General features: G+C 65.1%; 21 protein-coding genes and 1 pseudogene. 13 read left to right on the plus strand and 9 right to left on the minus strand.

Translation table 11 applies throughout. From position 1 onward, the window contains the following. The first annotated feature begins 175 nt into the window (after positions 1-175). The 4 genes and pseudogenes from BLW00_RS13515 to BLW00_RS24260 all read left to right on the plus strand — a co-directional run bounded on the left by BLW00_RS13515 (position 176) and on the right by BLW00_RS24260 (position 3,044). The gene (locus BLW00_RS13515) at positions 176-1,171 is read left to right on the plus strand and encodes a DUF3800 domain-containing protein (protein ID WP_092555027.1); all 996 of its coding nucleotides are present in this window, start codon (positions 176-178) and stop codon (positions 1,169-1,171) included. Positions 1,172-1,263: 92 nt separating this feature from the next. After that, positions 1,264-2,140, plus strand: a pseudogene (locus tag BLW00_RS13520) (IS5 family transposase). A gap of 12 nt (positions 2,141-2,152) precedes the next feature. After that, a complete protein-coding gene (locus tag BLW00_RS13525) occupies positions 2,153-2,704 on the plus strand; it encodes a DEAD/DEAH box helicase family protein (protein WP_092555029.1) in 552 nt (183 codons plus the stop codon). Between the two features lie 217 nt (positions 2,705-2,921). Beyond that, on the plus strand, positions 2,922-3,044 hold the full coding sequence (locus BLW00_RS24260) for a hypothetical protein (RefSeq protein ID WP_281242413.1): 123 nt from the start codon (positions 2,922-2,924) through the stop codon (positions 3,042-3,044). Here the strand turns inward: BLW00_RS24260 and BLW00_RS13530 are convergent. Next, positions 3,041-3,505 (minus strand): hypothetical protein, encoded by a 465-nt coding sequence (locus BLW00_RS13530; protein WP_092555031.1) that lies wholly within the window; start codon positions 3,503-3,505, stop codon positions 3,041-3,043. The genes BLW00_RS24260 and BLW00_RS13530 overlap by 4 nt on opposite strands. 230 nt (positions 3,506-3,735) lie before the next feature. Between BLW00_RS13530 and BLW00_RS23470 the strand changes: the two genes are divergently transcribed. Beyond that, positions 3,736-4,944: a hypothetical protein gene (locus BLW00_RS23470; protein WP_175494271.1), complete on the plus strand. Its 1,209-nt coding sequence runs from the start codon at positions 3,736-3,738 to the stop codon at positions 4,942-4,944. A gap of 61 nt (positions 4,945-5,005) precedes the next feature. Here the strand turns inward: BLW00_RS23470 and BLW00_RS13540 are convergent, their stop codons facing one another. Beyond that, complete coding sequence (locus tag BLW00_RS13540; protein ID WP_139256719.1) at positions 5,006-5,473, minus strand: DUF6804 family protein; 468 nt, start codon at positions 5,471-5,473, stop codon at positions 5,006-5,008. Positions 5,474-6,008: 535 nt separating this feature from the next. On the opposite strand from BLW00_RS13540, the gene BLW00_RS13545 reads away from it, so the two are divergent. Beyond that, the gene (locus BLW00_RS13545) at positions 6,009-7,277 is read left to right on the plus strand and encodes an SIR2 family protein (RefSeq protein WP_175494272.1); all 1,269 of its coding nucleotides are present in this window, start codon (positions 6,009-6,011) and stop codon (positions 7,275-7,277) included. Positions 7,278-7,529: 252 nt separating this feature from the next. Further along, the gene (locus BLW00_RS13550; RefSeq protein WP_092555037.1) at positions 7,530-11,285 is read left to right on the plus strand and encodes a YobI family P-loop NTPase; all 3,756 of its coding nucleotides are present in this window, start codon (positions 7,530-7,532) and stop codon (positions 11,283-11,285) included. Positions 11,286-11,776: 491 nt separating this feature from the next. Here the strand turns inward: BLW00_RS13550 and BLW00_RS13555 are convergent, their stop codons facing one another. Genes BLW00_RS13555 through BLW00_RS13565 form a run of 3 tightly spaced genes read right to left on the minus strand, consistent with a single transcriptional unit; the run spans position 11,777 to position 14,102 of the window. Continuing rightward, positions 11,777-13,261 (minus strand): ThiF family adenylyltransferase, encoded by a 1,485-nt coding sequence (locus BLW00_RS13555; protein WP_092555039.1) that lies wholly within the window; start codon positions 13,259-13,261, stop codon positions 11,777-11,779. Further along, positions 13,258-13,623 (minus strand): hypothetical protein, encoded by a 366-nt coding sequence (locus BLW00_RS13560; protein WP_092555041.1) that lies wholly within the window; start codon positions 13,621-13,623, stop codon positions 13,258-13,260. The genes BLW00_RS13555 and BLW00_RS13560 overlap by 4 nt, the downstream gene beginning before the upstream one ends. Continuing rightward, positions 13,623-14,102 (minus strand): hypothetical protein, encoded by a 480-nt coding sequence (locus tag BLW00_RS13565; RefSeq protein WP_092555043.1) that lies wholly within the window; start codon positions 14,100-14,102, stop codon positions 13,623-13,625. The genes BLW00_RS13560 and BLW00_RS13565 overlap by 1 nt, the downstream gene beginning before the upstream one ends. 132 nt (positions 14,103-14,234) lie before the next feature. Here BLW00_RS13565 and BLW00_RS13570 point away from each other — a divergent pair, with 132 nt between their 5' ends. The 3 genes from BLW00_RS13570 (at position 14,235) to BLW00_RS24435 (ending at position 15,999) form a co-directional block, all read left to right on the plus strand. Continuing rightward, entirely contained in the window at positions 14,235-14,600 is a 366-nt protein-coding gene (locus BLW00_RS13570) for a helix-turn-helix domain-containing protein (RefSeq protein WP_092555045.1), read from the plus strand. Between the two features lie 2 nt (positions 14,601-14,602). Continuing rightward, the gene (locus BLW00_RS13575) at positions 14,603-15,184 is read left to right on the plus strand and encodes an ImmA/IrrE family metallo-endopeptidase (protein WP_092555047.1); all 582 of its coding nucleotides are present in this window, start codon (positions 14,603-14,605) and stop codon (positions 15,182-15,184) included. A 626-nt stretch (positions 15,185-15,810) separates the two neighbouring features. Next, positions 15,811-15,999 (plus strand): MFS transporter, encoded by a 189-nt coding sequence (locus BLW00_RS24435; protein ID WP_407650973.1) that lies wholly within the window; start codon positions 15,811-15,813, stop codon positions 15,997-15,999. 100 nt (positions 16,000-16,099) lie between these two features. Here the strand turns inward: BLW00_RS24435 and BLW00_RS13580 are convergent, their stop codons facing one another. After that, positions 16,100-17,518 carry an MFS transporter gene (locus BLW00_RS13580; RefSeq protein WP_092555049.1) on the minus strand — a complete coding sequence of 473 codons (1,419 nt, stop codon included), beginning with the start codon at positions 17,516-17,518 and terminating at the stop codon, positions 16,100-16,102. A gap of 83 nt (positions 17,519-17,601) precedes the next feature. Between BLW00_RS13580 and BLW00_RS13585 the strand changes: the two genes are divergently transcribed. The 3 genes from BLW00_RS13585 to BLW00_RS13595 all read left to right on the plus strand — a co-directional run bounded on the left by BLW00_RS13585 (position 17,602) and on the right by BLW00_RS13595 (position 21,226). Next, on the plus strand, positions 17,602-18,288 hold the full coding sequence (locus BLW00_RS13585) for a TetR/AcrR family transcriptional regulator (protein WP_217634381.1): 687 nt from the start codon (positions 17,602-17,604) through the stop codon (positions 18,286-18,288). A 401-nt stretch (positions 18,289-18,689) separates the two neighbouring features. Beyond that, complete coding sequence (locus BLW00_RS13590) at positions 18,690-19,520, plus strand: alpha/beta hydrolase (RefSeq protein WP_092555051.1); 831 nt, start codon at positions 18,690-18,692, stop codon at positions 19,518-19,520. Beyond that, on the plus strand, positions 19,517-21,226 hold the full coding sequence (locus BLW00_RS13595; RefSeq protein ID WP_092555053.1) for an MFS transporter: 1,710 nt from the start codon (positions 19,517-19,519) through the stop codon (positions 21,224-21,226). The genes BLW00_RS13590 and BLW00_RS13595 overlap by 4 nt, the downstream gene beginning before the upstream one ends. A gap of 329 nt (positions 21,227-21,555) precedes the next feature. Here the strand turns inward: BLW00_RS13595 and BLW00_RS13600 are convergent, their stop codons facing one another. From BLW00_RS13600 to BLW00_RS13610, 3 genes are read right to left on the minus strand one after another with little or no spacing between them, the layout of a single operon-like run. Further along, complete coding sequence (locus BLW00_RS13600) at positions 21,556-21,858, minus strand: putative quinol monooxygenase (protein ID WP_175494274.1); 303 nt, start codon at positions 21,856-21,858, stop codon at positions 21,556-21,558. Then, complete coding sequence (locus BLW00_RS13605; protein WP_092555057.1) at positions 21,855-22,649, minus strand: ATP-binding cassette domain-containing protein; 795 nt, start codon at positions 22,647-22,649, stop codon at positions 21,855-21,857. Before BLW00_RS13605 ends, BLW00_RS13600 begins: the two co-directional genes overlap by 4 nt. Then, positions 22,646-23,692, minus strand: coding sequence for an ABC transporter permease (locus tag BLW00_RS13610; RefSeq protein WP_092555059.1), 1,047 nt, complete (start codon positions 23,690-23,692; stop codon positions 22,646-22,648). Before BLW00_RS13610 ends, BLW00_RS13605 begins: the two co-directional genes overlap by 4 nt. Between the last annotated feature and the right edge of the window lie 52 nt (positions 23,693-23,744).

A 23,744-nucleotide genomic window follows, 5' to 3' on the forward strand; every position in this document is an offset into this window, starting at 1 on the left:
GCGTCCCAGGGAGGGATCGACCAGTGGGGCGCGCGATGGGTGTCTCGAGAATCTTTAGCTTCTCGAGACACGATCTCGGCTTGGGATGAGACAAAGTGCGCGCGCCCGGAATGAGCTGCCTGCCGGCAAGGGCTGACCGACGCCTTGCGGCGTTGGTGTGCCAGATACTAGACGCATGATTCAGATTGCGGGTGATGAGTCCGGGTCGGAGGGTGAAAACCTGACCGCTCCGACCCATAGGTTCTTCACCTACGGGACGGTGGACTTGTCGGAGGTCGAGGCATCATCGATCATTCGGGACCTTCGGAAAGCTATTGGCTCAACCGAGAATGAAATTGCTTCGGCAGGGGAGTTGAAGTCCAGCGGCCTGGTGAACAAGCATCCGAAGGTACTGGCAGCGTTCCTGTCCCCTAAAGGCGCACTTGGCCAGCGCGCGAGCATCCACGTTACTGACAAGTCGTACTTCATTACGAGCAAGCTCATCTCGCTCCTGGTGGAAGAGGAAGCGCACGAACGCAACGTGAACCTAGCCCCAATTGAGCGTGACCTGGCCAACGAGCTCCATGACGAAGTCGCACCGCATGTCGACCCTGTCGCGTGGTCCGTCCTCTTAGACACTTTCAACCGTCTCGTGCGCTTTTATAAGCTGCCAGCCGGCAAGGCTGCGACACCTTATGACTTCATGAAGGCGCTGAACCGAGTGCGGCGCTCGGCGTCGTCGGCACTCAATGCGGACTCATTTCGGATGCTATGGGAAGCGCGCCTTCAAGCCAACGAATACGGGAACGACTCCGCGGCCCCCATCGTTCGCTACCTTGAGCCCATGGTGCCTGTCCTGCTTTCAGTCACTGCAACCTGGACGGCTCGTTACCCCGGAGAAGAGCTCGAGCTCGTGGCGGACGAACACTCGGCACTCACGGCCGAGGCCCTCGACCTGGTCCGCGGAGCGGCACCGATTGTTGGTTCCGCTATCACTGAGGTCCGGACGGCAGACTCCAAAGCTGACCCGCGAATTCAACTCGCGGATGTCGTAGCGGGCGCAGGTCGTCATTCTGCGGAAGTTCTACAGAACGGTGGTCTCGACGAGCTCACGCGGGCGTGCGTGCCGCTATTTGACCGTAATGGTCTCTGGTCGAGCGGGTCTCCACTCGAGGCCGCCGTCAATGTTTAGCGGTGACGCGCCGAAGCGGGACGGCCTAGTCTTGCCGACGGTTCTAGGGCGTGTTGCTAAACCCGTTCCGATGATTCGCTAGCGAGGCTTGAATCGTGTCGCGTGATGTGATTTCTGATGAGGCCTGGGCTGTGATTGGTCCGCTGTTTCCAGTAGTGTACGCGACTGGGCGACCGCCGGTGGATCGTCGAACAGTTGTTGAGGCCACGGCGTGGCGGTTCCGGACGGGCGCACCATGGCGCGACGTGCCGGAGCGGTTCGGGAACTGGAACACGATCTACAAGAACTTCAATAGGTGGGCCGAACAGGGGGTCTGGGCTCGGGTGCTCGAGCGCGTGCAGTCCCTCGCCCAGCAGGCCGAGGAACTGGATTGGGTCGCCTCGATCGACTCCACGATCGTGCGCGTGCATCAGCACGGCGCAACCCTTCCGCGGGTCACGGGGGGCTCTTCAGAATTACAAGAAGTTCGGTGAAGAGCCGTCCGATCACGCGATCGGTCGCTCTCGGGGCGGGTTGACGACGAAGAACCACCTGGTCTGCGATGGGAAGGGCCGGGCGCTGGCGTTCGTCCTGACGCCGGGGCAGGCTGCGGATACGACCATGCTTGCTGCGACGCTGGAGCAGATTCGTGTTCCGGTCGGGAGAGGCCGGCCACGCACTCGCCCCGACCGGCTGATGGCCGACAAGGGCTACCCATCCCGCGCGAACCGGGCGTGGCTGCGCGAGCACGGCATCGCCACGACGATCCCCGAACGTGACGACCAGATCACCCATCGGCGCAAACGGCGCGGCCGTCCCATCGACTTCGGCGACCAGCAGCGACGCCGTTACCGCGGCCGCAACGTCGTCGAGAGATGCTTCAACAAGCTCAAGCAATGGCGCGGCATCGCGATGCGCTCAGACAAACTCGCCAAGAACTACCACGCTGGCCTCTGCCTCGCCGCAACGCTCCACTGGCTTACCTCGTAGCAGAATAGGGGGATGCGCGCCGAGCTTCCCACAGAGGTCATTTTCATCGGCGGCCGCTCCGGCGTGGGGAAGTCCTCGGTCGCCGCCGAGGCATCACATCTCCTGGAACGCGCCGACATCCGACATGCCGTCATCGAGGGCGACAATCTCGATCAGGCGTTCCCCCAGCCGTGGCGCGAAGGTATAGACCTCGCCGAGCAAAACCTTGCCGCAATCTGGCGCAACTACCGCGCGATCGGCTACTCCCGGCTGATCTTCACCAACACCGTTAGCGTGCTGGAGATCCCTTCGCTCACGGCTGCCCTCGGCGAGCAAGTCCACTCGTTCGGCGTCCTGCTGACCGCGAGCGACACAGCGACCGCGGATCGTCTAGCTAGACGCGAGATTGGGACAGCACTGCAGGAGCACATCGAACGCAGCAAGCTAGCCGCAGCGAGACTCGACGCTTCCAGCACGGCATACAGAGTGACCACCGATGGCCGCCCGATCACCGACATAGCCGCCGAGATCCTTCACGCAGCCGGATGGCTCCGTGGGGTCAGCCCCGACACGTCACAGCTTTAGCAACACGCCCTAATCGCCGGCGCCGGCGCCGCCATCACATTCACATAACAGGGGAGACAGCATGGGGAAAGCCAGCCGGAACAAGCGTGGACGTGCCAACGTGCCTGCGGTGACGCACGAACCGGACGCCCCCCTTGCGAACTGGCCAGAAGGCCACGCTGACGTGGAGCTGACTGGTGACGACGATAGCGAGTGCATCGCCGTCACAATCCATGGAGTGCGGCATTATCTGCACTCCACGACCGCCTACGAGCTCAGCAAGAAGCTCGACGGCCGCATCCGGGAATGGGACGTCTACGCCAAGTCGAAAGGAGCACCCGGCGTCATCGACGAGGACTAGCGAAGATCGAGCCCTCGGAGGTCCCGGTGGTTCGCGTTCAGCGCCAACTGCACTTTGATCGCCTCCTTCTTGTAGTCCGGCATCTCCGGATCGTCCAGGAGAGCATGCAGCGCGGCGTCCGAGTCGACGTGATTCGCCCACAGCTCGGGGAGCCGCTGCGGTCCGATCGCACCGATCAGCGTCAACGCTTCACTGCCCATTCGGGATGCTTCCGCGGAGTCGGTTGACCCGCCGCGGTTGTAGTTCTCGAGCAGGCGCTGCAGGAGCTCCTGCTCTCGGAACAGCCGCTGAAACTCGTGGTCCCGTACCGAGATCCGCTGCGCGTTCCTTCGATCTAACGCGCCGAGCACCACGGCGACCACCGACGCCGTAACCGCGGCCAGCACAGCGGCCACAACGGCGCCGATGGCTGCCAGCACGGCTATTACCTGAATCCACAGCGCGAGTGCGTCTTGAGTCATGTCTTCGATGCTAAGTCGGGAGGACAGCTGACAACCGGGCGGGTCTTCCCTATGCTTGAGTGCAGGCGGTTCTGGACCGCCTCTCTCCGAGCTGAGACCCCCACGCGGTCTCGGCGCTGAGGACAACGGCGGCCGATCCAGAAGAGCAGTTCCTGTCAGTTCATCGTCTCTCTTGAGGGCATGCGCGGCGGGCGTGGGGTGCTGAGCGAAGGCCCGGAACAGAGATTGACATGACGACCGACAACGACATCACCCTGCGCTTGCAGAACCGTGAGCTCCAGCGGGATGCCCGCGCGTGGCAGCGGTTCGCCGGCATGAAGTACACCGAGGCGCTTCGCCTCATGCAGCATCCCCTCGCACAGGGCATCCTCGGGGACAGGATCAGCGCCCGCGAGCTGATCCGAGTTCTCACCGAGCACCAGGTGCTCGTGGACCTCGATGATGGCCAGACGATCACCAACCTGGGTGAGAACGGTTTGTGGTCCGCGTTCGAGCAACCGCTCATCTGCGCCGAGGAGCGCGACTTCCTCGACCTGGTGCTCACCATCGAAGTGCTGCGGATGTTCACGGTGACCCCCGCGCCGAACGACGGGGCGCACAGCTACTCCCTCAAGCACGTCGCGGAGAACTTCCTCGGAAGCGTGCTCAGGGATCATTCTTACGTGTCGAACGGCAAGCTCATCTGGGCGGCGGCGGCCCTGGGGCTCCCGCTCGCGGAGAGTAGCCCGGGAGAGCGGTCGCTGAACGCCAACCTCGGCCTCAACCCCCAGCAGGTACAGTACGCGCGTGGGATGAATCGCCTCGGCACGCAGCCGCGCGCCCATCACCACCGCCCGCCGGGCTACCGGCACCTGCTCGCAGCGCTCGAGCACTACGCGAAGACGGGCGAGACCACCGAACGTTGGAACGGTGTCGACGACGCGGCCGAGCCGCTGACGAGCCCGTTCCACGAGTGGCTGATCGCCCAGGTGGACTCCGCGGGGGAGCGGGGCGCGATCGGCAGTCGGGAGACTCTCGCCTTCGACTACATCGCCGGCATCGCCGACAGCGACCATGGCGTCGCGCGCGTACCGGAGGAGCTGCTGACGATCCTCCACAACGTCGGTGCCGCCGACGAGGTCTTCGACGCGGCCCGCAGCGCCATTGCGGAGTGGGCGAGGACTTCGTCACGGCCGGTGAGCATCCGTACCGAACGGATCTACGGAGACAAGCACGGCCACCAGGGCTGGGGCGCCGGCGGCGGAACAGTCGAGCGGTACGAGTACCTGTGCCCGTGCGGTGAGGGCACGATCCTCGAGGAGCACGACAACATCCCTGGCTTTCGTGAGCACGACGTGAGGCTCATGTGCGGGAAGTGCAGCGCCGAATGGCAGTTCGTCGACGGGCGAGCCACGCGCGACTGGCGCCTCGAGCCGATTCCGGCAGACGTCGGCGTCTGACGTCGCATCCTGGCACTCCGAGCGGCCGGCCTATCCCGGTATGGACGCTCGGAGTGTCAGATTAAAGATCGCAGTAGGCGCCCCTGCCGTCGTTGGAGTAGGCCGGGCAATCGCTTGGCCCGCCCCCGCCCCCGGTGAGTAGGGATGCTGCGATCCAGTAGCCGGCCAGGACTGCGAGGGTTACACCAGCAACTCTCCACCAGGGCCACGGCTGCTTTTTCACCCACTCGCCATCCTTGTTCTGCGCATCCTGAGGTTTCGCGGCCGGGACATTCCAACCGATGACTAGGAACAGCGCGGCGCCGGCGATGTCGAGGAAGAACCAGACCGAGCGATCGAGATAGATCGGGATCGTGAAGTTCCAGACGATCAGCAGAGCGATCGCTCCTGCTACCCAGAGCCGCGCACTCGAGCGAAGCGCCAGAACTCCGACCACGATCGCGATGAAGCTGTTTTCCCACCGGAGCGCGACGTAGTACCAGCCCGGCAGCGGAAACAGGGCGAGCAGGAGGAACAGGGCGCCGATCATCCCCGGGACTAGCGCTGGCTTTGCAGTCAGGAGTGGCGCCCTCTCCCGCTGAACCTCTGCGGTCATCTTTGCCCCCGTCCCCTCAGACTCCTCGAAGAATATCGTCAGCGCCCCGCTGCGATGAAGCGCACAACCCGAGGCAAGAGCGCCCACAGACATCCCTGGAGTCAGCCGATAGCGTGGGCTCATGACTGACCCGATCGTGTCTCCTCGGTCGATCTTCGACCCACGGGTGACACTAGCGACCTCGCTTGCAAGCCAACCCGGCGTCTACGCCCTTCTGGTCGGCTCCGGCGCGTCGACCGGGGCGGGGATACCCACCGGGTGGGGTGTGGTCGAGGCCCTTGTGCGCAAACTCGCAGCCGCGTCTCTCGACGGCATTACCGAAGGGCAGAGCTGGGAGCAGTGGTGGCACGATCACGCCGACGGAGCGCCGCTCGGATACTCGACCCTGCTCGAAGGCCTCGCGTCTACCCCGCCCGAGCGGCGTGCCCTTCTCGCCGAGTTCTTCGAACCGTCCGAGGAGGACCGAGAGTTGGGCCGGAAGGTGCCGGGCCCGGCGCATAAGGCGATCGCGAAGTTGGTCGCGCGCGGCACGATCCGCGTCATCGTGACCACGAACTTCGATCGGCTCATCGAGCAAGCACTCGAGGCCGAAGGCATCATGCCGCAAGTCATCACCTCGGATGCCAGCTTCCAGGGCATGGTGCCCCCGCAACACATGCCGGCTACGGTCATCAAGCTGAACGGCGACTACGCGAGCCTGGATCAGCGCAACACCGTCGAAGAGCTCAGCAGCTATCCCGAATCCACTACCAAGTGGCTGGCTCGGATCTTCGACGAATACGGACTCCTCGTCTCAGGCTGGTCCGGAGACTGGGATCTCGCCCTACTCGCCGAGATTGAACGCACCATCAACCGCCGCTACCCGCTCTACTGGACCGCCCGAACAGAGCTCGGCGCGATCGGGAAGCGACTCACCGCTCGGCCGGGCGCGCACGCCGTTCTCAGCGTCACCGCCGATGACTTCTTCACGGACATCCTCGCCCGAGTTGGAGCCGTCGAGCAGCTGACCGAATCGCCGGTCTCGCTCGCGATGAAGCTCGCGCGTCTGCGCCGTACCCTGCCCGACCCGGTCCGTCACCTCGAGCTGCGAGATCTCTTCGACACCGAACTCGATGAGCTCCGACGATGGGCCACCGAACGCGCGCACGCTCCCGCCGAATCCACCTTCGAGGCGGTAGACGCGGAATCTGACGAGATCTTCGCGCGCATTCGCCCGCTCCTCGACCTCTTCACCCAGGGCATCCTGCTGGACCGAGACCGGCAACACACCGATCTCTGGTGCTGGGTGCTGCAACAGTCGCTCGATGCCCGCCAGGCAATGCTGGGCGGAAGCTACCTCGAGTGGTGGGAGAACCTTGCACACTACCCGGCCTTGCTCCTCTACCGAGCCGGCACCATGGCAGCCCTGACGGCCAAGCACGAAGACGTCATCATCGCCCTCGCGACGCAACCCACCTGGAGCAGCCCCATGGTCATGCAGGGCGCCGAGGTTCAAGCCCACGGCGTCCTGCACCCCCTTGTGGTCCTCGATCGCGAGGTCGTCGAGCAGCTGCCGCGATGGGGCAAATCCAAGCCCTACTTCGCCATCAGCCGGCTATTGCGAAAACAGCTCGAACCCATCGCCCGCGAACTGACCTCACAGCCAAGCCGGCTCCTCGACCGCATGGAATATCGCATCGCGCTCGCTGACTACCTTCACCGACAGCAGCACGCTCTACTACCCGCCATACGGCGGTGACTTCCTCGGAGCGTGGCCCTACCGCGACGACGACCAAGAGCATCTGCAGCCCACCGAAGACTTCCTGAAATCAGGCGACACCACCCCCTGGGCGATCGGACGCGAACCAGACACCTTCGCCACCAAACTCAAAGCGATGGACACCCGCTTCCGTTCTATACGACCCACGTAAACGTCGACAGGTTGTTGGATGATGCCTTTCCATGGTTGTCGACTGCATGTAGTGTCCGGGCGGCTCAATACGATGAGCACATGTCCGAGAACGCAATTGCGCATCCAGATGGAGACAACCTCCGACCGGGAGAGGAACTGCGTCTGACGAGCCTGGCACCGGCGTTCGACGACAAGCAGCATCAGCTGTACTACGACTTGCTCGTCCGCGCGATCGACGCCGAAGGTACACGCAACATCGCGCTCACTGGCGCATACGGCACTGGCAAGAGCAGCATCCTCCAGCGTCTCAGCGAGACTCACGGGGTCCGAACGGTACAGCTCTCGCTCTCGACAATCGCGCCCGGCGACCACGACACAGACGCCGCCAGCCAGAACTCTGCCGAGAATGGGCCGGCGTCGCGCACGAACCAGATCCAGAAGGAGATCGTCAAACAGCTGCTGTATCGGCTGCCTCCCGAAGCCGTGCCGCGATCGAGATTCCGTCGGGCGAGTGCATCGAACAGGCGTCGTGACTGGGTGGTCGCCGGCGCCATCGGCGCCGCCGTCTTCATAGTTCTCCTTGGGTTAGGACTCGTCCAACCGCTAGTAGAGGCCCTCTTACCGGTTCTGTGGCGGCAGATCGTCGCATACGTCCTTATTCTGGGGCTGGCGGTGGGCGCTACTTGGGCGATCATCAGCGTGCTCCGCTCACGGCCGACGATAAGTGCGTCCGTTCAGGCCGGCGCCGCAACGGTCACCCTTTCGAAGCAATCGGACACATACTTCGACGAGTACTTGGACGAGATCGTGTACTTCTTCCAAGTGAGCCGCCGAAACATCGTCGTTTTAGAGGACATCGACCGGTTCGAAGACGTGCAGGTCTTCGACACACTCCGCGCGTTGAACGGCCTGTTAAACAGTTCGGATCAAGTCGGCCAACGCATCATCTTCATCTACGCCATACGCGACAGCGTGTTCGAGCAGATCGGCGCGCCGCGGCGAGACGGTAAAGACCTCCCTGCCGTGATCGAGGACTCTGACCGCGCGAAAGCGACGTTGAAGCGCGCGAGCCGCACGAAATTCTTCGACGTGATCGTCCCGGTAGTGCCGTTTGTCAGCGCCGACAACGCCCGTGACTTGATGTCGGACGCAATGGCGAGCGATGACTTCAAGATCAACCCCGCACTCATACGTCTTGCCGCCCGCCACGTCGCCGACATGCGGATGATTCACAACGTTCGCAACGAGTTCGAGGTGTACCGAAACCGTCTTGTCGTTCCGGCGAGCCGCATTCCGGGTATCGACGACGATCTCGTATTCGCGATCGTGCTGTTCAAGAACACGCATCTCACGGACTTCGAAAGGATCCGTCACCGAGACAGCACCCTCGACCTCGTCTACAACGTGTGGCGCGCTCTTGTACGTCAGAATCTCGCGACACGCGCCCAGCAACTAACGAGTTACAGAAACAGCCGCCACCTCGAGGCCACAAAGAACGCGCGTGCTACTCGCCTCGGACATGCTCTCCTCCAACTTCGCGATGGGCTGCTAGCGGCGGCTCAGGCAACAGCGTCCCAGGCAACTGTCGAACTGACAGGCCCTGCTACAGAGGGCAACCTCGACGACGCCGAAACCTGGGCTCGGATCGCTGCCGGTGAACCCCAACAGCTTCAACTCCGCGATCCGGGCACCTACCGCGCTCCGACGATCAATCTGTCATTCACCGCCGATCAGCTCACTGAAATGTTCGGCATCACCGTCAGCGCGGACGGATGGGAAGCTGCCGACCTCGCCGAAGTAAACGCAGCAATCGTGAAGGAAGAGCAAGCGATCGATTTCCTGCGACACCACACCTGGGAAGAGCTGTGCGCCCATCCCGAGTTCAGAGTCGACACATCTGAACTCGCACTCACGGACTCGTCTGGTGAGCCCCTCGACGGTGTGATCTCGTTCGATGCTGTGGTCCAAGCGGCACTCGAGTCAGACCTGGCACGCGACCTGGTCCGCCACGGCTTTCTCACATCCCACTTTGCGCTCTACTCCTCGAGCTACTACGGCAACCATCTAGGTCCCGACGCGATGGAGTACATCCGCCGTTGCGTCGAGCCCGGGATACCCGACGCATCGTTCCCGATGAGCGACACAGATGTTGTCCAACTCCTACGCGAACAGGACGCTGAGAACAGCGACACCGCCGACTTCTTCGGTGACGCGAGCGTCTTCAACATCGCGATCATGGACTATCTGCTCTCGAAACGGCCCGCAGCAGCGGCCACGGTCGCCCGACACCTGTCTCTCCTCGGCGAACAAGAACACGAGTTCCTAGACACCTACATAGCCCAGGGAGAGCACCCCGCCCGTCTGCTCGCCGCGCTGGCACCCTACTGGCCCGGCGTACTCCGATATGCGGCAGTGACCGCGCCTGTGGACGCCGCTGTCCGCCCCGCGCTTCTCAACGCTGTGCTCCAGGTCGCACCCAACGACGAATTCGAGACTGACCGAGAAGTCGGGCTAGTCATCCAAGCCAACTATAAAGACATGGATGCCATTTGCCAGCCAGTCTCGGCGGATCACGCCGAGATCGTCCTGCGGATCGTGAAAGCAAACGGCGGATCACTTGAGTCCCTCGCCGACCTAGACGACGCCGCAAAGGATATCGCAGTACAACTCCGGATCTTCCCCCTAATCGAAGCGAACCTACGCGCCCTCCTGCCCACTGGTCCGATCTCGCTTGACACTCTGAGACCCAACCAAAACGTCTACGCCTACGCGCTCGACGAGCTCGAGGACTACCTCGACATCGCAAGCACCTCACCGCTGAACGTCCAGACCGTCGCCGATCCGAAGATGTTCGCGACCGTCTTGACCGAAGCAGCAAAGCGTTCGAGCGCTGACTTGCTCGGCCGGCTCGTCGACATGTCCGGCGCTGACTGCCAAGTACCTGCGCTCAGTGACACGGGCGTCCAGGCATGGCCGTTCCTTGCCAGGAGCAACCGAACCGATCCCACGTTCGAGAACGTGTCTGAGTACATCGATCAGTTCGGAATCGACGAGCACATTGGTTCGCTGCTTAACAAGCACAAGAAGATCACTGACTGGCAACGCTTCCCCACTGAGAAGCGGATCGAAGTGGCCATCGATGTGCTCGCTGCAAGTAGCGCGATCACTTCGACCAACACGCGTGTCCGCATCGCCGCAAGCATCGAGCCCGGGACCATCGAAGCAACCAGGATTACCCCAGAGACGGGCGACTTGGTCGCGCGGCTACTGAAGCGTCGTCTACTCGCAGACGACGCGACCGCGTTCTCCGCGGACCTCATGGTCGATTGGGTGACCCTGGAGACAACGATCGCTGCATCTAAGAAGTTCGAGACGTTCGTATCACCCGAAGTGCTCGACGTCGCTAAGATCCCGCCTCTACTACGTAGTTCGTCCATCCCCGCAGCGACCCGACTCGCGGTCGTCTCAAGCATTACCGCTTACCTTGCTGGTGCGAGCCAACTGCAGGTCCGACCACTTGCCAGCGCCCTGGCTGAGAACGGATGGGGCTTGCCATACGAGAGCATTGAGGCGTTGAGAACCGCTGGCGCGACTACCGGTCAAGTTGTCGCGCTCATCGCCGCTCGAGGAGACCGTCTTCCGGTCGACCAGCTCAAGTTGCTGCTGCGAGCACTGGGAGGCGACTACTCGCGCGTCGCGAACGGCGGACGAGGGCGCCCCACGTTCAATGTCGATTCGGCTCACACATACGTCTTGAATCGACTCGTCGGCGACACTATCAAGCAGGTTGAAACCGAGACCTTCAAACTCAAGGGACCGAAGCTGGTCGCGCCTCTCCAGCAGGCCAGCGTCTAAGGAGTTCGCGAACGCGGTACGACGCTCCGCGAGTTGGACAGCTGTGCCTACAGCGCCAGCTGCACCGCAGGCCGATTCCTTCGCCAGATGCAGCTGATCACAGGGGCCAGCTCTAACAGGGTCAAAGATCGCATGTGGTATTCCCGAGATGGCTCAAAGGACGTCAAGAGCACGCTGTAGCTCATGACATGGCTCGCCGCTCCCTAGGCATGTCGATTAGCCCCCCGTCACCGGAATAGTCATCGGGAGGGTCATACGAGAGGAAGTGTGCCTTGGAATGTCGCGGCAGCTCCCGAAGGCAGAGCACTTCGGTGAACGATCCTCAAACGGGACACCCTGATCGCCATCGGATGGCCGGGGGCGCCAGTTCAAGTCCGAGAACCGCGGGGGCATGTGTCAGAAACCGCCTAACGCGGCGCATATTATGCTTCCTCTCCAGCCTTGCCCGGCGATTCGGAATGGGCCGGAACCGTACCGGTTCCAGCCCACTTTCATCGAAGCCGTCGAGCCCGCAGCGCTGCCCACCAGTCGACGATTTGACGCCAGAGTCGGGTGGCGGGGCGTTCGGTCGCCAGCACCGCCGTCTTTGGCTCGTCGTCGATGACTGTCGGGCCACCGGTGAGAACGATGCGGCCGTCGCCGTGAGCGAGTCCGTTCTCGTAGGCGCAGTAGGCGCCACTGGCCGCGTCGAGATGTTCGAGGTGATGTGGTGCGAGCCAGTAACGGAGTGGGGCTGCAACGCCTATTCCGGCGGGGGCGGCGACCAGGCTGACGAATTGGGCGAGTTGGGCGGCGCTGACGGAGGCTGCGAGAGCGGCAACGTTAGGGCTGCCGGCCTGCACGGCGAGACCAGCGTTGCGGATGTATTCCGGGTCATCCAGACGCCCGTCGCGGTCGAGTGTGAGTTCATTAACACGGAGCTGCCCGTTGCACTGCATGCACGGGCGTCCGGGCACGATGGCATGGGCGCGCCACGTCCCGCCCCGCATCTCGCCATTGGGCAGTGTCTCGAGTGCGATGCCGCCATCGATCACGGGGATGAGATCGGAGTACGCGAGTCCGTTGAGAACGGACCGAGGCCAGGGGCGATCGACGCAAGAGAAGATGACGTCGTAGTCTAGGGCGACCTCTAGGCCTGCGGGGTCGGTGATGCTGAGGTTGTGCACGTCGACGGTGAAGCTGTTGGCGGTGGAAGCGGCTGTTGCGATGCGAGCTGCGACCTCTGTCTTGCGCCGTCTTTGTGCGGCGTCGTCTCGGGTCGCGCCAACCATGCGGTCTAGGTTGAGGTCTTCGACAACGTCGATGTCCATGACTCCGAGATGTTCGATGCCCGTTGCGGCGAGTCGGGCGGCGATGTCCAGGCCGACGCTTCCGACGCCGACGACGAGGACCCGAAAGCGTGCGATGTCGGCTTGGCGCTTGGCTCCCCAGGCGGCGACTGTGCGCTTTTGGTAGCGCGTCGCGATTGGGACGGGTCGGGCGACGTCGAACCAGGTGGTCGCCAGGGTGTCTCCGACGACGCGGACGGCTTCCGCGTAGTCCGGCGCTGCGGCAGTCGGCCAGAGTCGCGCAGACCATGCTGCGGCCCCGGTTCCCAGCGTCATGCCGACGAGAGGAAGCCCGGTGATGGCCTGAGCAACGCGCTGATACTCCGATTCCGTGTCTCGGTCCGGACCGCTCAGACCCTGCCAGGACACGGCTCCCGGGTGAGAGTGAAGGAGCACGATCCCCTCGCCTCGGCGTGCAGCTTCGGACGCTGCACGCAACACGTACCCGCCATTGAACGAGGCGTTCCCATGAACCAGGCGATCACCTTCCTGGGGGAGCACCGCCTCACGCAGCAGTGCGGTGCGCCGACCCCTACCTGTCGACCACGCGTAGGTCGCGATGCACACGTCTTCGTCTCCGTCTGCTCGAGTCAAGTGTGCGGATAGCTCGGCAGAGAGGGTCTTGGTCATTGCTACCGAGAAGATCATGATTGCGCTCCTGCCACGATGCCGCGAACGTGCGCGAGCCAGTTCAAGATGGGGGGCCGGTTGGTCGACCAGGTGCCGATGTCGCGGGAGTGCCGCTGCCAACCGTCAAGGCAGTCGGCGGTGTCGGTGTTTGCCTGCTCGAAGATGATCGTCGTGGGGAAGTGGACCCAGTGCGGCGGTACGGCCGGCCACCCGGTAAGTTCGTTGACGCTGACCCCGGTGGGGACCTTCTGGTTCACCAGACCGCCGGAGACGGCGGGGATCGAGTAGATGACGGCCGGCCCCTGCAAGTGGGCCTCGACGCCTTGGCTGGCAAGGTCGTTGATGAATGCCTGGACAAAGGCAGGGGTTTCGGCCGACATCAAGCTACCGGGCTGTTCTGCTTCACCGAGATGAAGATGTCTCCTTCGTGCAGGTCGAGGACCTTCTCATCCTTGAAGACCTTGGGGTCCTTGCCTGCGACAATGCGGGCGAGGTCGTACTCGGCCGGGTCGAGGCCAGCGAGGCGAAGCAGGGAAGCGGATTCCTGGTCGTCATCGCGGGTCGTGTAGCTGACTCCGTCGATAGTGAACGTCAGAGGCATGCGCTCCCTGACGGAGACGAACGCATCGCCGTCTGCCAGATCGATGACCTTTCCGTCCTTAATCACCGTCGGCTCCCCGCCGGGAACGAGCCGAGCCAGGTTGTACAGCTTCGGATCGCGACCAGCCAGGCGCAGCAGGCTCGCGGCCTCCTGGTCGTCGTCGCGGGTCGTGAAAGCCGCGCCGTCGATCGTGATCTGGATCTTCGGGCGCTTTGCGCCCCCACCCTGAGAGTGGTCGTTGACATTGGCCTCAGCCATGAGAGTGCCCTTCTGTCGAATGCAACACGGTGTTGCGGAACTGGAACACCATCCACTGTAGCAGAGTGTGTCGGTACCGAGACACTTGTGTGGTTGCGTACCATGAAGGGATACGATTCAAGGGAGCTCTCCATGGCGCACACCAACATCGACGTCGATCGACTGGTCTCGGTCCTCGACACTCGAATCGAAGCGGACGGCCTTTCATGGCGTCAGGCAGCCGCGCAGATCGGGGTCAGTCCATCACTGCTGTCGAGACTGAGGAACAGGCAGCGCCCAGACCTCGACGCCTACGTACGAATCGTGCGCTGGCTCAGCATGTCCACTGAGGACTTCATCGAACGCACCGGACCGCAAGACCGACAGCCCGAACTCACCAGCGAAGTCGCCGCCCTGCTACGCGCGCGGCGCGACCTCACCGAGGGTGACAAAGCCATCCTGGAAAGTGTTTTCAAATCGGGTTTGCAGGTCGTGCGGAGCACCCGAAACGAGAGCTGAGCATGAACAAAGCAGAACTTGGCCGCCTCGCTGATGAGGTCCGTGCAGAACTAGGGCTGACGACCAGGCAGCCATTCGATCCCGACCGCTGGTCTGACGAATGGGGTGTCAAGATTCTGTCTCTGGCGCAAGCGACCGACGACAAGGCGACATTGCGTCGTCTCACTGTGGAGGCGCCCGAGCTGTGGTCCGCGGCCCTTGTGAAGGACCAGACGGGTCACTTCATTATCTACAACCACGCTCACTCCGAAGCCCGCATACTGTCTGACCTCGCCCACGAGATCGGTCACCTCATCGCCGAGCACCGGCTCGATGTTGCTTGGATGGATGCCAGCGGAAAGAAGTGTGGCGCCTCGCCGTCCCACGAGAGAGAGGCGGCCGAGTTGGGAGGGGCCCTGCTCGTCCCCGCGGGCGAAGCTAAGACACATGCCATCTACGGGCGCCCTGCCGACACCCTCGCCTCGAGGTACAAGGTCAGTGAGGAGATGGCCTCCTGGCGAATGAAGGTCTCTGGAGGTCCGAAGATTCGCGAACGCTGGCTGGCGAGGCAGGCCGGGTCGTCGCTACGACGCGGAGCGCGCTAGCGCTGATTAGGCAATGAGGGCCGGTCCCTCCGTGCGGCGCAAATGAGTGTCGATGTAGGAGAGGGCGTCATCGCGACCGACGTTCGCGCGCTCGCGCCGCGCGCAGGTCAGCGCAGCTCCTGATCAGTCAACTTTTTCCGTCTAAGCGTGAGGAGTACCCGACGATAACGTGGAGGCGGTCTTTAAGAGTGATGTCGACTCTGGGCCGTCGTCTTTGCGGTTCTGGAGCATCCGGATCGCCATCGAACCACCACGTTTGCTGCTTCGCGAGTTCACTCGCGACAACGCCCTCAGTGACGCCGCCTGTTAGGGCGGCGGAGTCCAAGAGCGAGTTTACGGCTGCATCGATCGTGGTCGCTAACGCCCAGAGCATCCTGCGCCCGATCGCTGATGGTCTGTCGCTGTGCGGAGAAGGGCAGCCCGGGGAGCACATTCGGTAAGGTCGTCGAGTGATTCCCACCCAGTCGGCCGCAGGCGGGTCGCATCAGGATCGTCGCGCTCAGGTGGGGGTCATCCTGGCGGGGTCGGTACCGAATCTCGTGCGGTGGTTCAACTTCTAACTCTACGCGACCTTCGCTCCGTACTTCCGGACCGAGTTCTTCGATCCCGACTCGCCCGATTCGCTGATCTACGTCTACGGGCTCTTCGCCCTGACGTTCGTGGTTCGCCCGCTTGGCTCCTGGCTCTTCGGCAGACTCGCCGACACGCGAGGCAGGCAACGGGCACTGGTTGCGGCGGTCACGATGATGTCGGCCGGATCCGTCGCTCTCGCGCTTGCCCCGACCGAGCGCGCGGTCGGGGCGTGGCGGCCGTGATCCTCGTGGTCGTGAGCCTGCTCCAGGGCATCGCCACCGGGGGTGAGTACGCGGCCGCCACGGTGTTGTTGTCGGAGTCGGGCACGCGGGGGAGGCGCGGTCACTCCACCTCGGCGACCGCGGTGCGGGGCAGCAGTGGCACGACCAGGAGGCACGCGACGAGGAGCGCGAGCAGCATGACGAGTGTCACGGAGACCGCGCCCACATCGCCGCCGGGCAGCAGCGTGAGGAAGATGCTCGTGACCAGTGCTGAGCCGATGCCGTTGGCGACCTGCTGAACGGCGCTCAGTGATCCGCTGGCCGAACCTGCCTCGTGGGCGTCGACGTCGCCGAGCGCGGTGTTGAAGATGGAGCTGAAGCAGATGCCCGCACCAAGGCCCATGAACAGGGTGGCGATGGCGAGCTGCCACCAGGTGAGGTCGGATCCGGCGACGGTGACGAACACGAGCATCAGCCCGACACCGGCGAGCATTGCGCCGAGGCCGAGCACGACCAGGCGACGGGCGAGCTTCACGATCAGGGCGGCGGCGATGCCGGAGCCGCCCATGATGCCGAGGGTGAGCGGGATGAGGCTCAGCGACGTCTGGGTGGGGGAGTAGTCGAGCCCGAGCTGCAGGAACAGCGAGATGACATACATCAGGCCGCTGAAGCCGGCGAACACCAGGAGCCCGACAATGAGGCCCGCCGTGAACCCGCGGTTCGCGAGCAGGGTGCGCGGCAGCAGCGGGTCGGGCGTGCGCGCCTGCCGCCAGACGAAACCGGCGAACACGATCGCGCCGACGGCGAGGGAGGCGATCGCGAGGGCACCCCACCCGTCGCTCGAACCCTGGATGAGCCCGAACAGCACCCCGAAGAGCGCCACGACGAGCAGGACGCTCCCGAACACGTCGATGCGCGTCGCCGGCCGCGGCGGAACATGAGGCAGGAACTTCACCGCCATCACCAGGGCGAACCCGCCGAGCAAGAGGTTGATGAGGAACACCGGGCGCCACTCGAGGCCGAACAGGTTCGCGTCGATCAGGAGGCCACCGAGGAGGGGGCCGGCCACCGTGAACACGCCGAGCATCGGAGCGAACACGCCGAATGCCTTCTGCAGGGCGGGCTTCGGGAAGGTGGCGGTCATGATCGCCATGCCCTGTGGGATGAGGAAGGCCCCGAAGACGCCCTGCGCGACCCGTGCTCCGATCAGCATCTCGGGCGACACGGCGACGCCGGCCGCCGCCGAGGCGGCGACGAAACCCGCCATCCCGATGAGGAACGTGCCGCGCTGGCCGAACTTGTCGCCGATGCGGCCGCCCAGCACGAGGAGCGAGCCGAGCGCGAGAGCGTATGCGGCACCGAGCCACTTGATGACGCTCTCGTCTGCTCCGAGGTCGGCGACGATCGACGGCGCCGCGACGTTGGTGATCGTCGAATCGATCAGGTCCATCGCGTCGGCGAGGAGCACCACGATCAGCGTCAGCCACACGCCCTTGGTGGATAACGACGGGGCGGTGGCTGTCGTTGCTGTGCTGGTCATGGGGTTCCTTTCCCGCGGAGATGATTACGAACAGCATCGTAACGAACATGTTCGTTACGATGCAAGCCGAGTACGCTGTGGACATGGCACGACCTGAACCGATCAGTCGCCGGGATCGGCCCGCGAAGCCCCCGCTGTCGAGAGCGGCGATCCTCGACGCCGCCGTCGAGGTCGTCCATCGGGACGGCGCCGCCGCCTTGACCATGCGTCGACTCGCCTCCGAGCTCGACACCGGGCCAGCATCGCTCTACGTCTACGTGCGCAACACGACGGAGCTGAATGCGCTGCTCATCGACCGGTACCTGTCCGAGCTCGATCTCTCCTGGGACGGGCGAGAGCCTTGGCGGGAGCGGCTGCAGCGGGTGGTCGACGACTACGCAGGCCTGCTTGCGAGCCAGCCCGGCCTCGCGTCAGCAGCGCTGACCACCTGGCCAGACGGTCCCCACTACCTCGACCTCCTCGAGTTGCTGATGCGGCTGCTCGATGAGGCCGGAGTCGACATCGAGACCGCGGCCCGGGGGGTCGACCTCCTGCTCCAGCACGCAACGGCTTCCGCAGCCGAATGGGCCGCCCATGCGACCCCGACGGGGCAGGACCTCGCCGACCTCACGGAGACGCTGGACGCGGCGACCGCCGAACGGCACCCGTCGCTGCACCGGGCGGGATCGACGGTCTTCACGTCAGGGACACCGGACGAGCGGACCCGATGGGCGACCACCGCGATCGTCAACGGAATCCTTGCAAGCGGGAGCGAGCATCCGCACCGCTGAGCCCCGGTCGACGGCCCCGTGCTCACCTACGCGGAGTTCAGCACACGAGGCGTCGCCAGCTCGCCGCTAGCCGGCTCGCCGTCGACCCCAGCTGGCATCCGTCTCGGGTCGTCGGAAGACGGCCTGATCGCCGCCTCCCCCGACCTCCGGCAGACCACTTCCCGTTATGACGACACGATGGGACCGCACCCGCACTGTCCGCCTCCTTCAGACATCCACCTGGGAGATCGTCTTCGACATCGGCGACTGACGCTCCTGGGCCCGGGCGCCTGCCCACCGCGACGCGTCATCCGACCGTGCCCGCTCGGGGCCTCGACGTGGTCGACGGCTTCTCCAGCGGCTAGTCTTCGAAGCCAGAACGGTCAACCGCCCGTGCCGGCATCTACCCGAGAAAGCGCGCAATGAGCCAACCCGACATCCGGCTGGACGTGCCCTACGGCACGGCTGCATCCGCCACCCTGCTGCTCGACGTCTACCAGAGCCCGCAGAGCACCCAGGACTCCGGCCGGCCCGCCATCGTGCTCGTGCACGGCGGCGGGTGGTTCCGCGGTGACAAGGCCAAGGAGACGACACTCGCCTCGCTGCTCGTCGACGCCGGCTACCTCGTGTTCGTGCCGAACTACCGCCTCGCTCCCGACCACGTCTTTCCGGCGGGCCGCGACGACGTGCTCTCCGCGGCGCACTGGGCGAAGGACTCCGAGTACGCGTTCGATCGCGACCGCATGGCCTTCGTCGGCGGGTCGGCCGGAGGAAACCTCGTGGTCGAGGCGGCCATCGCCACAGGATGCCCCGCCGTGAGCTGGTCGGGCATCTTCGACCTCGAGGGCATCATCCGCTCGACCGACGCCACCGCGGCGGCGCCCACGGCGCAGGATCTCGACGCGATGCGGAGTGCCGACATCAACCAGACGGGCCGGGATGACGCGTTCCTGCGCTGGGTCATCCTGCAGGAGGTGGGCGGAGACCGCCTGCGGTTGCCCGATGCGACCACGACGACCCGGGTGACGGCGAGCACCGGACCGGTCTACCTCGCCAACTCCCTTGCCGAGTTCGTGCCGGTGACCGACCCGGCCGCCCTGCAGCACGCGTTGGCGGCGGTCGGTGTGGCGAGCACGCTCCAGCTCATCCCGAGCACGCGGCATGCGGAGGGCTACCTGGCCGACGCGCTGCCTGGCTCGCTCGCCTTCCTGGCCGAGGCTCTCGACCTCCGAGCACCGTCGGCGCCCGCGTGAGCAGTGCGACCGCCGCCCCGTCTGCGGCAAGACCCTCCGGCCCCTTGGCTCCGCTCGCGGTCACCATCTTCCGGTGGCTGTGGATCGCCGACGTCGTGAGCAACATCGGCGGCTGGATGCAGACCGTCGGCGCTCAATGGTTCCTGGTCGAACAGAACGCCTCGCCCGCGATCATCGCGCTCGTGTCGACCGCCGCGGCCGCCCCGGTGCTGCTGTTCGGTATTCCGGCCGGCGTCCTCGGGGAGTTCGCGAACAAGCGCGTCCTGCTCATCGGCGTGCAATCGGCGCAAGCCCTCGTGGCCGCCGCGCTCGCCGTGCTCACGGCGACCGGCTCCATGACCCCAGCCCTCCTGCTCGCCTTCACCTTCGCGCTCGGGGTCGCCTCGGCCATCCAGCTGCCCGCCTATCAGGCCTTCGTGCCCGGGGTGGTGCCGAAGGCGCTCATCGCCGATGCCGCATCGTTGTCGTCGATCGGGGTCAATGTCGCCAGGGCGATCGGGCCCGCCGTGGCCGGGATCGTCATCGGGTCGTGGGGCATCCCGTTCGTGTTCGCCCTCAACGCCCTGAGCTTCGCCGGGTTGCTGCTCGTGCTCGCGCTGTACCGCGGATACAAGGCGCCCGTCACCGAACGTGAGCCGTTCATGGCGGCCACCCGGGCGGGCCTCCGCTACGTGTTCCACGCCGGGGTGGTGCGGCGCATGTACGTGCAGCTCCTGATCTTCATCATCCCGGCCAATGCGCTCTGGGCGCTCCTGCCCGTGCTCGCGAGCGGCCGGCTCGGCCTCGACTCCAACGGGTACGGCATCCTCCTAGCCGCTCTCGGGGTCGGCTCGATCGGCGGCGCCTTCATCATTCCCCGCGCACGGGCCGTTCTCGGAACGAACCGGCTCGTGATGCTCACCAGCGCCGCGTACGGGGTGGGGATCGCCGCCACCGCGCTGTCGACATCGCTCTGGGTCACCCTCCCCGTGCTCGTGCTCGTCGGCCTCTCGTGGATCGGGGTGATCGCGACGCTCAACGGCACGGTGCAGGCGTTCTTGCCGGGATGGGTGCGCACCCGAGGGCTCTCGGTGTACCAGCTGGTGCTCTTCGGGGGCACGGCACTCGGTGCGGCCGTGATCGGCGCCCTCGGAAGCGTGTTCGGCACGGCTCAGACGATGGCCGGGGCGGGCGCCGTGGTGGTGCTCGGCGCGGCGCTACTGCTCCTCCTGCCGCTGCATCCCACCGCGAACAAGAACCGCGCATCGTTCCCGATGCCCCTCACCGACGTGCCGCCGGTCGCCACGCCACTGCCGGGAGACGACACTGACGACGGCGTCGAAGCGGATGATCGGAGTCCCGACCCCAAAGGGTCCACGCTCGTGATCGTGCGCTACGAGATCGCTCCCGGCGACCGGGACTCGTTCCTCGCGACGATGCGCGCGGTGGAGCAGAGCCGGCGACGCACCGGTGCCCGCAGCTGGAATGTCTATGACGACCGCGAGCATCCCGGTTACCTGATCGAGGCCTTCGAGGTGGGCAGCTGGCAGGAGCACCTCAGCCAGCACCACAGCCGCACCACCGGCTACGACGCAGAAATCGTTGACGCCGCACGCGCCCTCTCCCAGTCCCCGCCCACGGTCGAGCACCTCATCGCAGCCCCGCTGGCCCGCCGCGCCTCGCGTTCGACTGCGGCGACGGCTCCGGCGAAGCGGTCGCGGAGTTGACGAGTTCGCTGACGAGGTGGTGCGGCAGCGTGTCGAACTCGTCGTTGCAGCCTTGCAGCATCGGTGACACGCGATGACGATTGCGACCGTGCGCCCCCGTCAGATCTCGACCGGCTCCGACATCTGCGACTGATCCGGAACCCGCGTCGGCGTGTCACCCCGATGCGGGTGATCAGCGTCACGCGCCGGCCGAGGCGGGCGAGCCCGATCGCGACGACGGAGGTGGGGAAGTGGGACACGGGTCGGGCCTTTCAGGCGTGGTGACGGCTCTGCCCGCGAGCAGGACCGCGGCCGGAGCCGTCGTTCGCGAGCAGAGCCGTCTGTCGTGGTCAGCTCCCGAGGGGCTGGAGCCAGGTGAGCTGCGATCCGTCCTCGACGATCAGCGGCCCGAGCCGGGCGTTGAATTCGAGTCCGTGGCGAGTGCCGATGTGTGCTGCAAAGGCGTCGTCGTCGCGATAGACCTCGTAGACGAAGAAGCGCGTCGGCTGTTCGGCCAGCCGGAACGGGGCGAACTCGACGCACCCGCGTTCCGCTCGCACCTGCACGGCGAAGCCGGCCAGCAGCGCAGCCACGGTTTCCTCCTCGCCCGGCAGTGCGGTGAACTCGGCGAAGAGCACCCTCCGCCCGCTCACGCCGTGGCCGCGCCCGTCATGATCGCCACCGCGTCGGTCATCGAGTGCGACTGCGGGGTGATCGTCGCCGCGCGCTTGCCGAGCCGCTGGATGTGGATGCGGTCGGCAACGTCGAAGACGTGCGGCATGTTGTGGCTGATCAGGATGACCGGCACCCCTCGATCGCGCAGGTTGCGGATGAGCTCGAGCACCTGGTTCGACTCCCGCACCCCGAGCGCTGCGGTGGGCTCGTCGAGCACCACGACCTTCGACCCGAATGCTGCGGCCCGCGCCACCGCCACGGCCTGACGCTGACCTCCGGAGAGGTTCTCGACGGGCACGGTCACGTCTTGCAGCGTCGAGATTCCGAGGTTCGTGAGCTCTTCCTTCGCAGCCTTCCGCATTCCCGCGGTGTCGAGCACTCGAAACACCGAGCCCAGGATGCCGGATCTCCGCATCTCCCGACCGAGGTAGAGATTCGAGGCGACATCGAGAGCGGGGGAGACGGCGAGGTTCTGGTAGACCGTCTCGATCCCCGCTGCGCGGGCGTCCTGGGGCCGCTTGAAGGTGACCTTCTTGCCGTCGAGGAAGAGCTCGCCCTCATCCGGGATCTCGGCGCCGGTGAGGCACTTGATGAGCGTCGACTTGCCGGCTCCGTTGTCGCCGATGATGGCGAGAACCTCGCCGGGGTAGAGTTCGAGGCTCACGCCGTCGAGACCGACCACGCGGCCGAAGGTCTTCACGAGGCGGCGGGCTTGCAACACCGGCGTGCGCGTGGCCGATTCGGGAGCAGTGTTCTCGGTGATGGTCACTTGCGTACCTTTCTGATCCACTGGTCGACGGCTACGGCCACGATGATGAGCACACCCACGGCGAGCGTCTGGTAGAGCACGTCGAGGCCGGCGAGGGAGAGCCCGTTGCGGAACACGCCCACGATGAGCGCGCCGAGCAGCGTGCCCCACACGGTGCCGCGACCGCCGAAGAGACTCGTGCCGCCGATCACGACGGCGGTGATGGAGTCGAGGTTGAGGTCGGCGCCCGCGTTGGGACTGGCGGCGTTGGTGCGGCCGATCTGGATCCACGCGCCGATGGCCAGGATGGCGCCAGCGGCGAGGTACACGCTGAGCAGCACCCGGTTGACGCTGATTCCGGCCAGGCGGGCGGCTTCCTTGTCATCGCCGACGGCGTAGACGTGGCGGCCCCAGGCGGTCTTGCCCAGGATGAGCGCCACGATCACGTAGAGCAGCAGCATGATCACCACGCCGAAGCTGAAGCGCACGCCGAGGATGTCGAAGGTCTGCCCCGTCCAGGTGAGCAGGGCGGGCATGTCGCCGCCGCGCACCGTGGAACCCGCGGAGTAGAGCAGGGTGAGCGCCACGAAGATGTTGAGCGTGCCGAGGGTGACGATGAAGGGCGGCAGCTTGAGCCGGGTGACGAGCAGGCCGTTGAACAGGCCGGCGGCGATGCCGACGAGCAGGCCCAGGAGCAGCGCGAGCAGAGCGGGAACTCCGTTCTGCGTGGCCGTCTGCGCCATCACCATCGATGCGAGAACCATCACGGCCCCCACCGACAGGTCGATGCCCGCGGTCAGGATGATCAGGGTCTGGGCGACCGCGAGAGTGCCGACCACGGCGACCTGCTGAGTGATCAGCGAGAGGTTGGCCGGGGCGAGGAAGCGGTCGTTCAGGATGCCGAAGACGATCACGGCGATGACGAGCACCACGGCCGGGCTGACAGCGGGGTAGCGGTGCAGCACACCGCGGATGCGGTCGAGGGGTGTGCGGCGATCGAGGAACTCGGTCGCCAGGTCGAGCGAGGAGGTCGGCGGATTCGACGCCGGAGTTGGAGTGCTCACGAGAGCCTTTCTGGTGGAGATGAAGGGGGGCGGGATCTGGGGCGCGCCGTGG

It is taken from the genome of Herbiconiux ginsengi (genome assembly GCF_900107435.1).
In the GTDB taxonomy this organism is placed as follows: Bacteria; Actinomycetota; Actinomycetes; order Actinomycetales; family Microbacteriaceae; genus Herbiconiux; species Herbiconiux ginsengi.

Coding starts and splice junctions, on each gene's coding strand:
- BLW00_RS13515 (WP_092555027.1), top strand. CDS start 176: ATGATTCAGATTGCGGGTGATGAGTCCGGGTCGGAGGGTGAAAACCTG.
- BLW00_RS13525 (WP_092555029.1), top strand. CDS start 2,153: ATGCGCGCCGAGCTTCCCACAGAGGTCATTTTCATCGGCGGCCGCTCC.
- BLW00_RS13530 (WP_092555031.1), bottom strand. CDS start 3,505: ATGACTCAAGACGCACTCGCGCTGTGGATTCAGGTAATAGCCGTGCTG.
- BLW00_RS23470 (WP_175494271.1), top strand. CDS start 3,736: ATGACGACCGACAACGACATCACCCTGCGCTTGCAGAACCGTGAGCTC.
- BLW00_RS13540 (WP_139256719.1), bottom strand. CDS start 5,473: ATGATCGGCGCCCTGTTCCTCCTGCTCGCCCTGTTTCCGCTGCCGGGC.
- BLW00_RS13550 (WP_092555037.1), top strand. CDS start 7,530: ATGTCCGAGAACGCAATTGCGCATCCAGATGGAGACAACCTCCGACCG.
- BLW00_RS13555 (WP_092555039.1), bottom strand. CDS start 13,261: ATGATCTTCTCGGTAGCAATGACCAAGACCCTCTCTGCCGAGCTATCC.
- BLW00_RS13560 (WP_092555041.1), bottom strand. CDS start 13,623: ATGTCGGCCGAAACCCCTGCCTTTGTCCAGGCATTCATCAACGACCTT.
- BLW00_RS13565 (WP_092555043.1), bottom strand. CDS start 14,102: ATGGCTGAGGCCAATGTCAACGACCACTCTCAGGGTGGGGGCGCAAAG.
- BLW00_RS13570 (WP_092555045.1), top strand. CDS start 14,235: ATGGCGCACACCAACATCGACGTCGATCGACTGGTCTCGGTCCTCGAC.
- BLW00_RS13575 (WP_092555047.1), top strand. CDS start 14,603: ATGAACAAAGCAGAACTTGGCCGCCTCGCTGATGAGGTCCGTGCAGAA.
- BLW00_RS13580 (WP_092555049.1), bottom strand. CDS start 17,518: ATGACCAGCACAGCAACGACAGCCACCGCCCCGTCGTTATCCACCAAG.
- BLW00_RS13585 (WP_217634381.1), top strand. CDS start 17,602: ATGGCACGACCTGAACCGATCAGTCGCCGGGATCGGCCCGCGAAGCCC.
- BLW00_RS13590 (WP_092555051.1), top strand. CDS start 18,690: ATGAGCCAACCCGACATCCGGCTGGACGTGCCCTACGGCACGGCTGCA.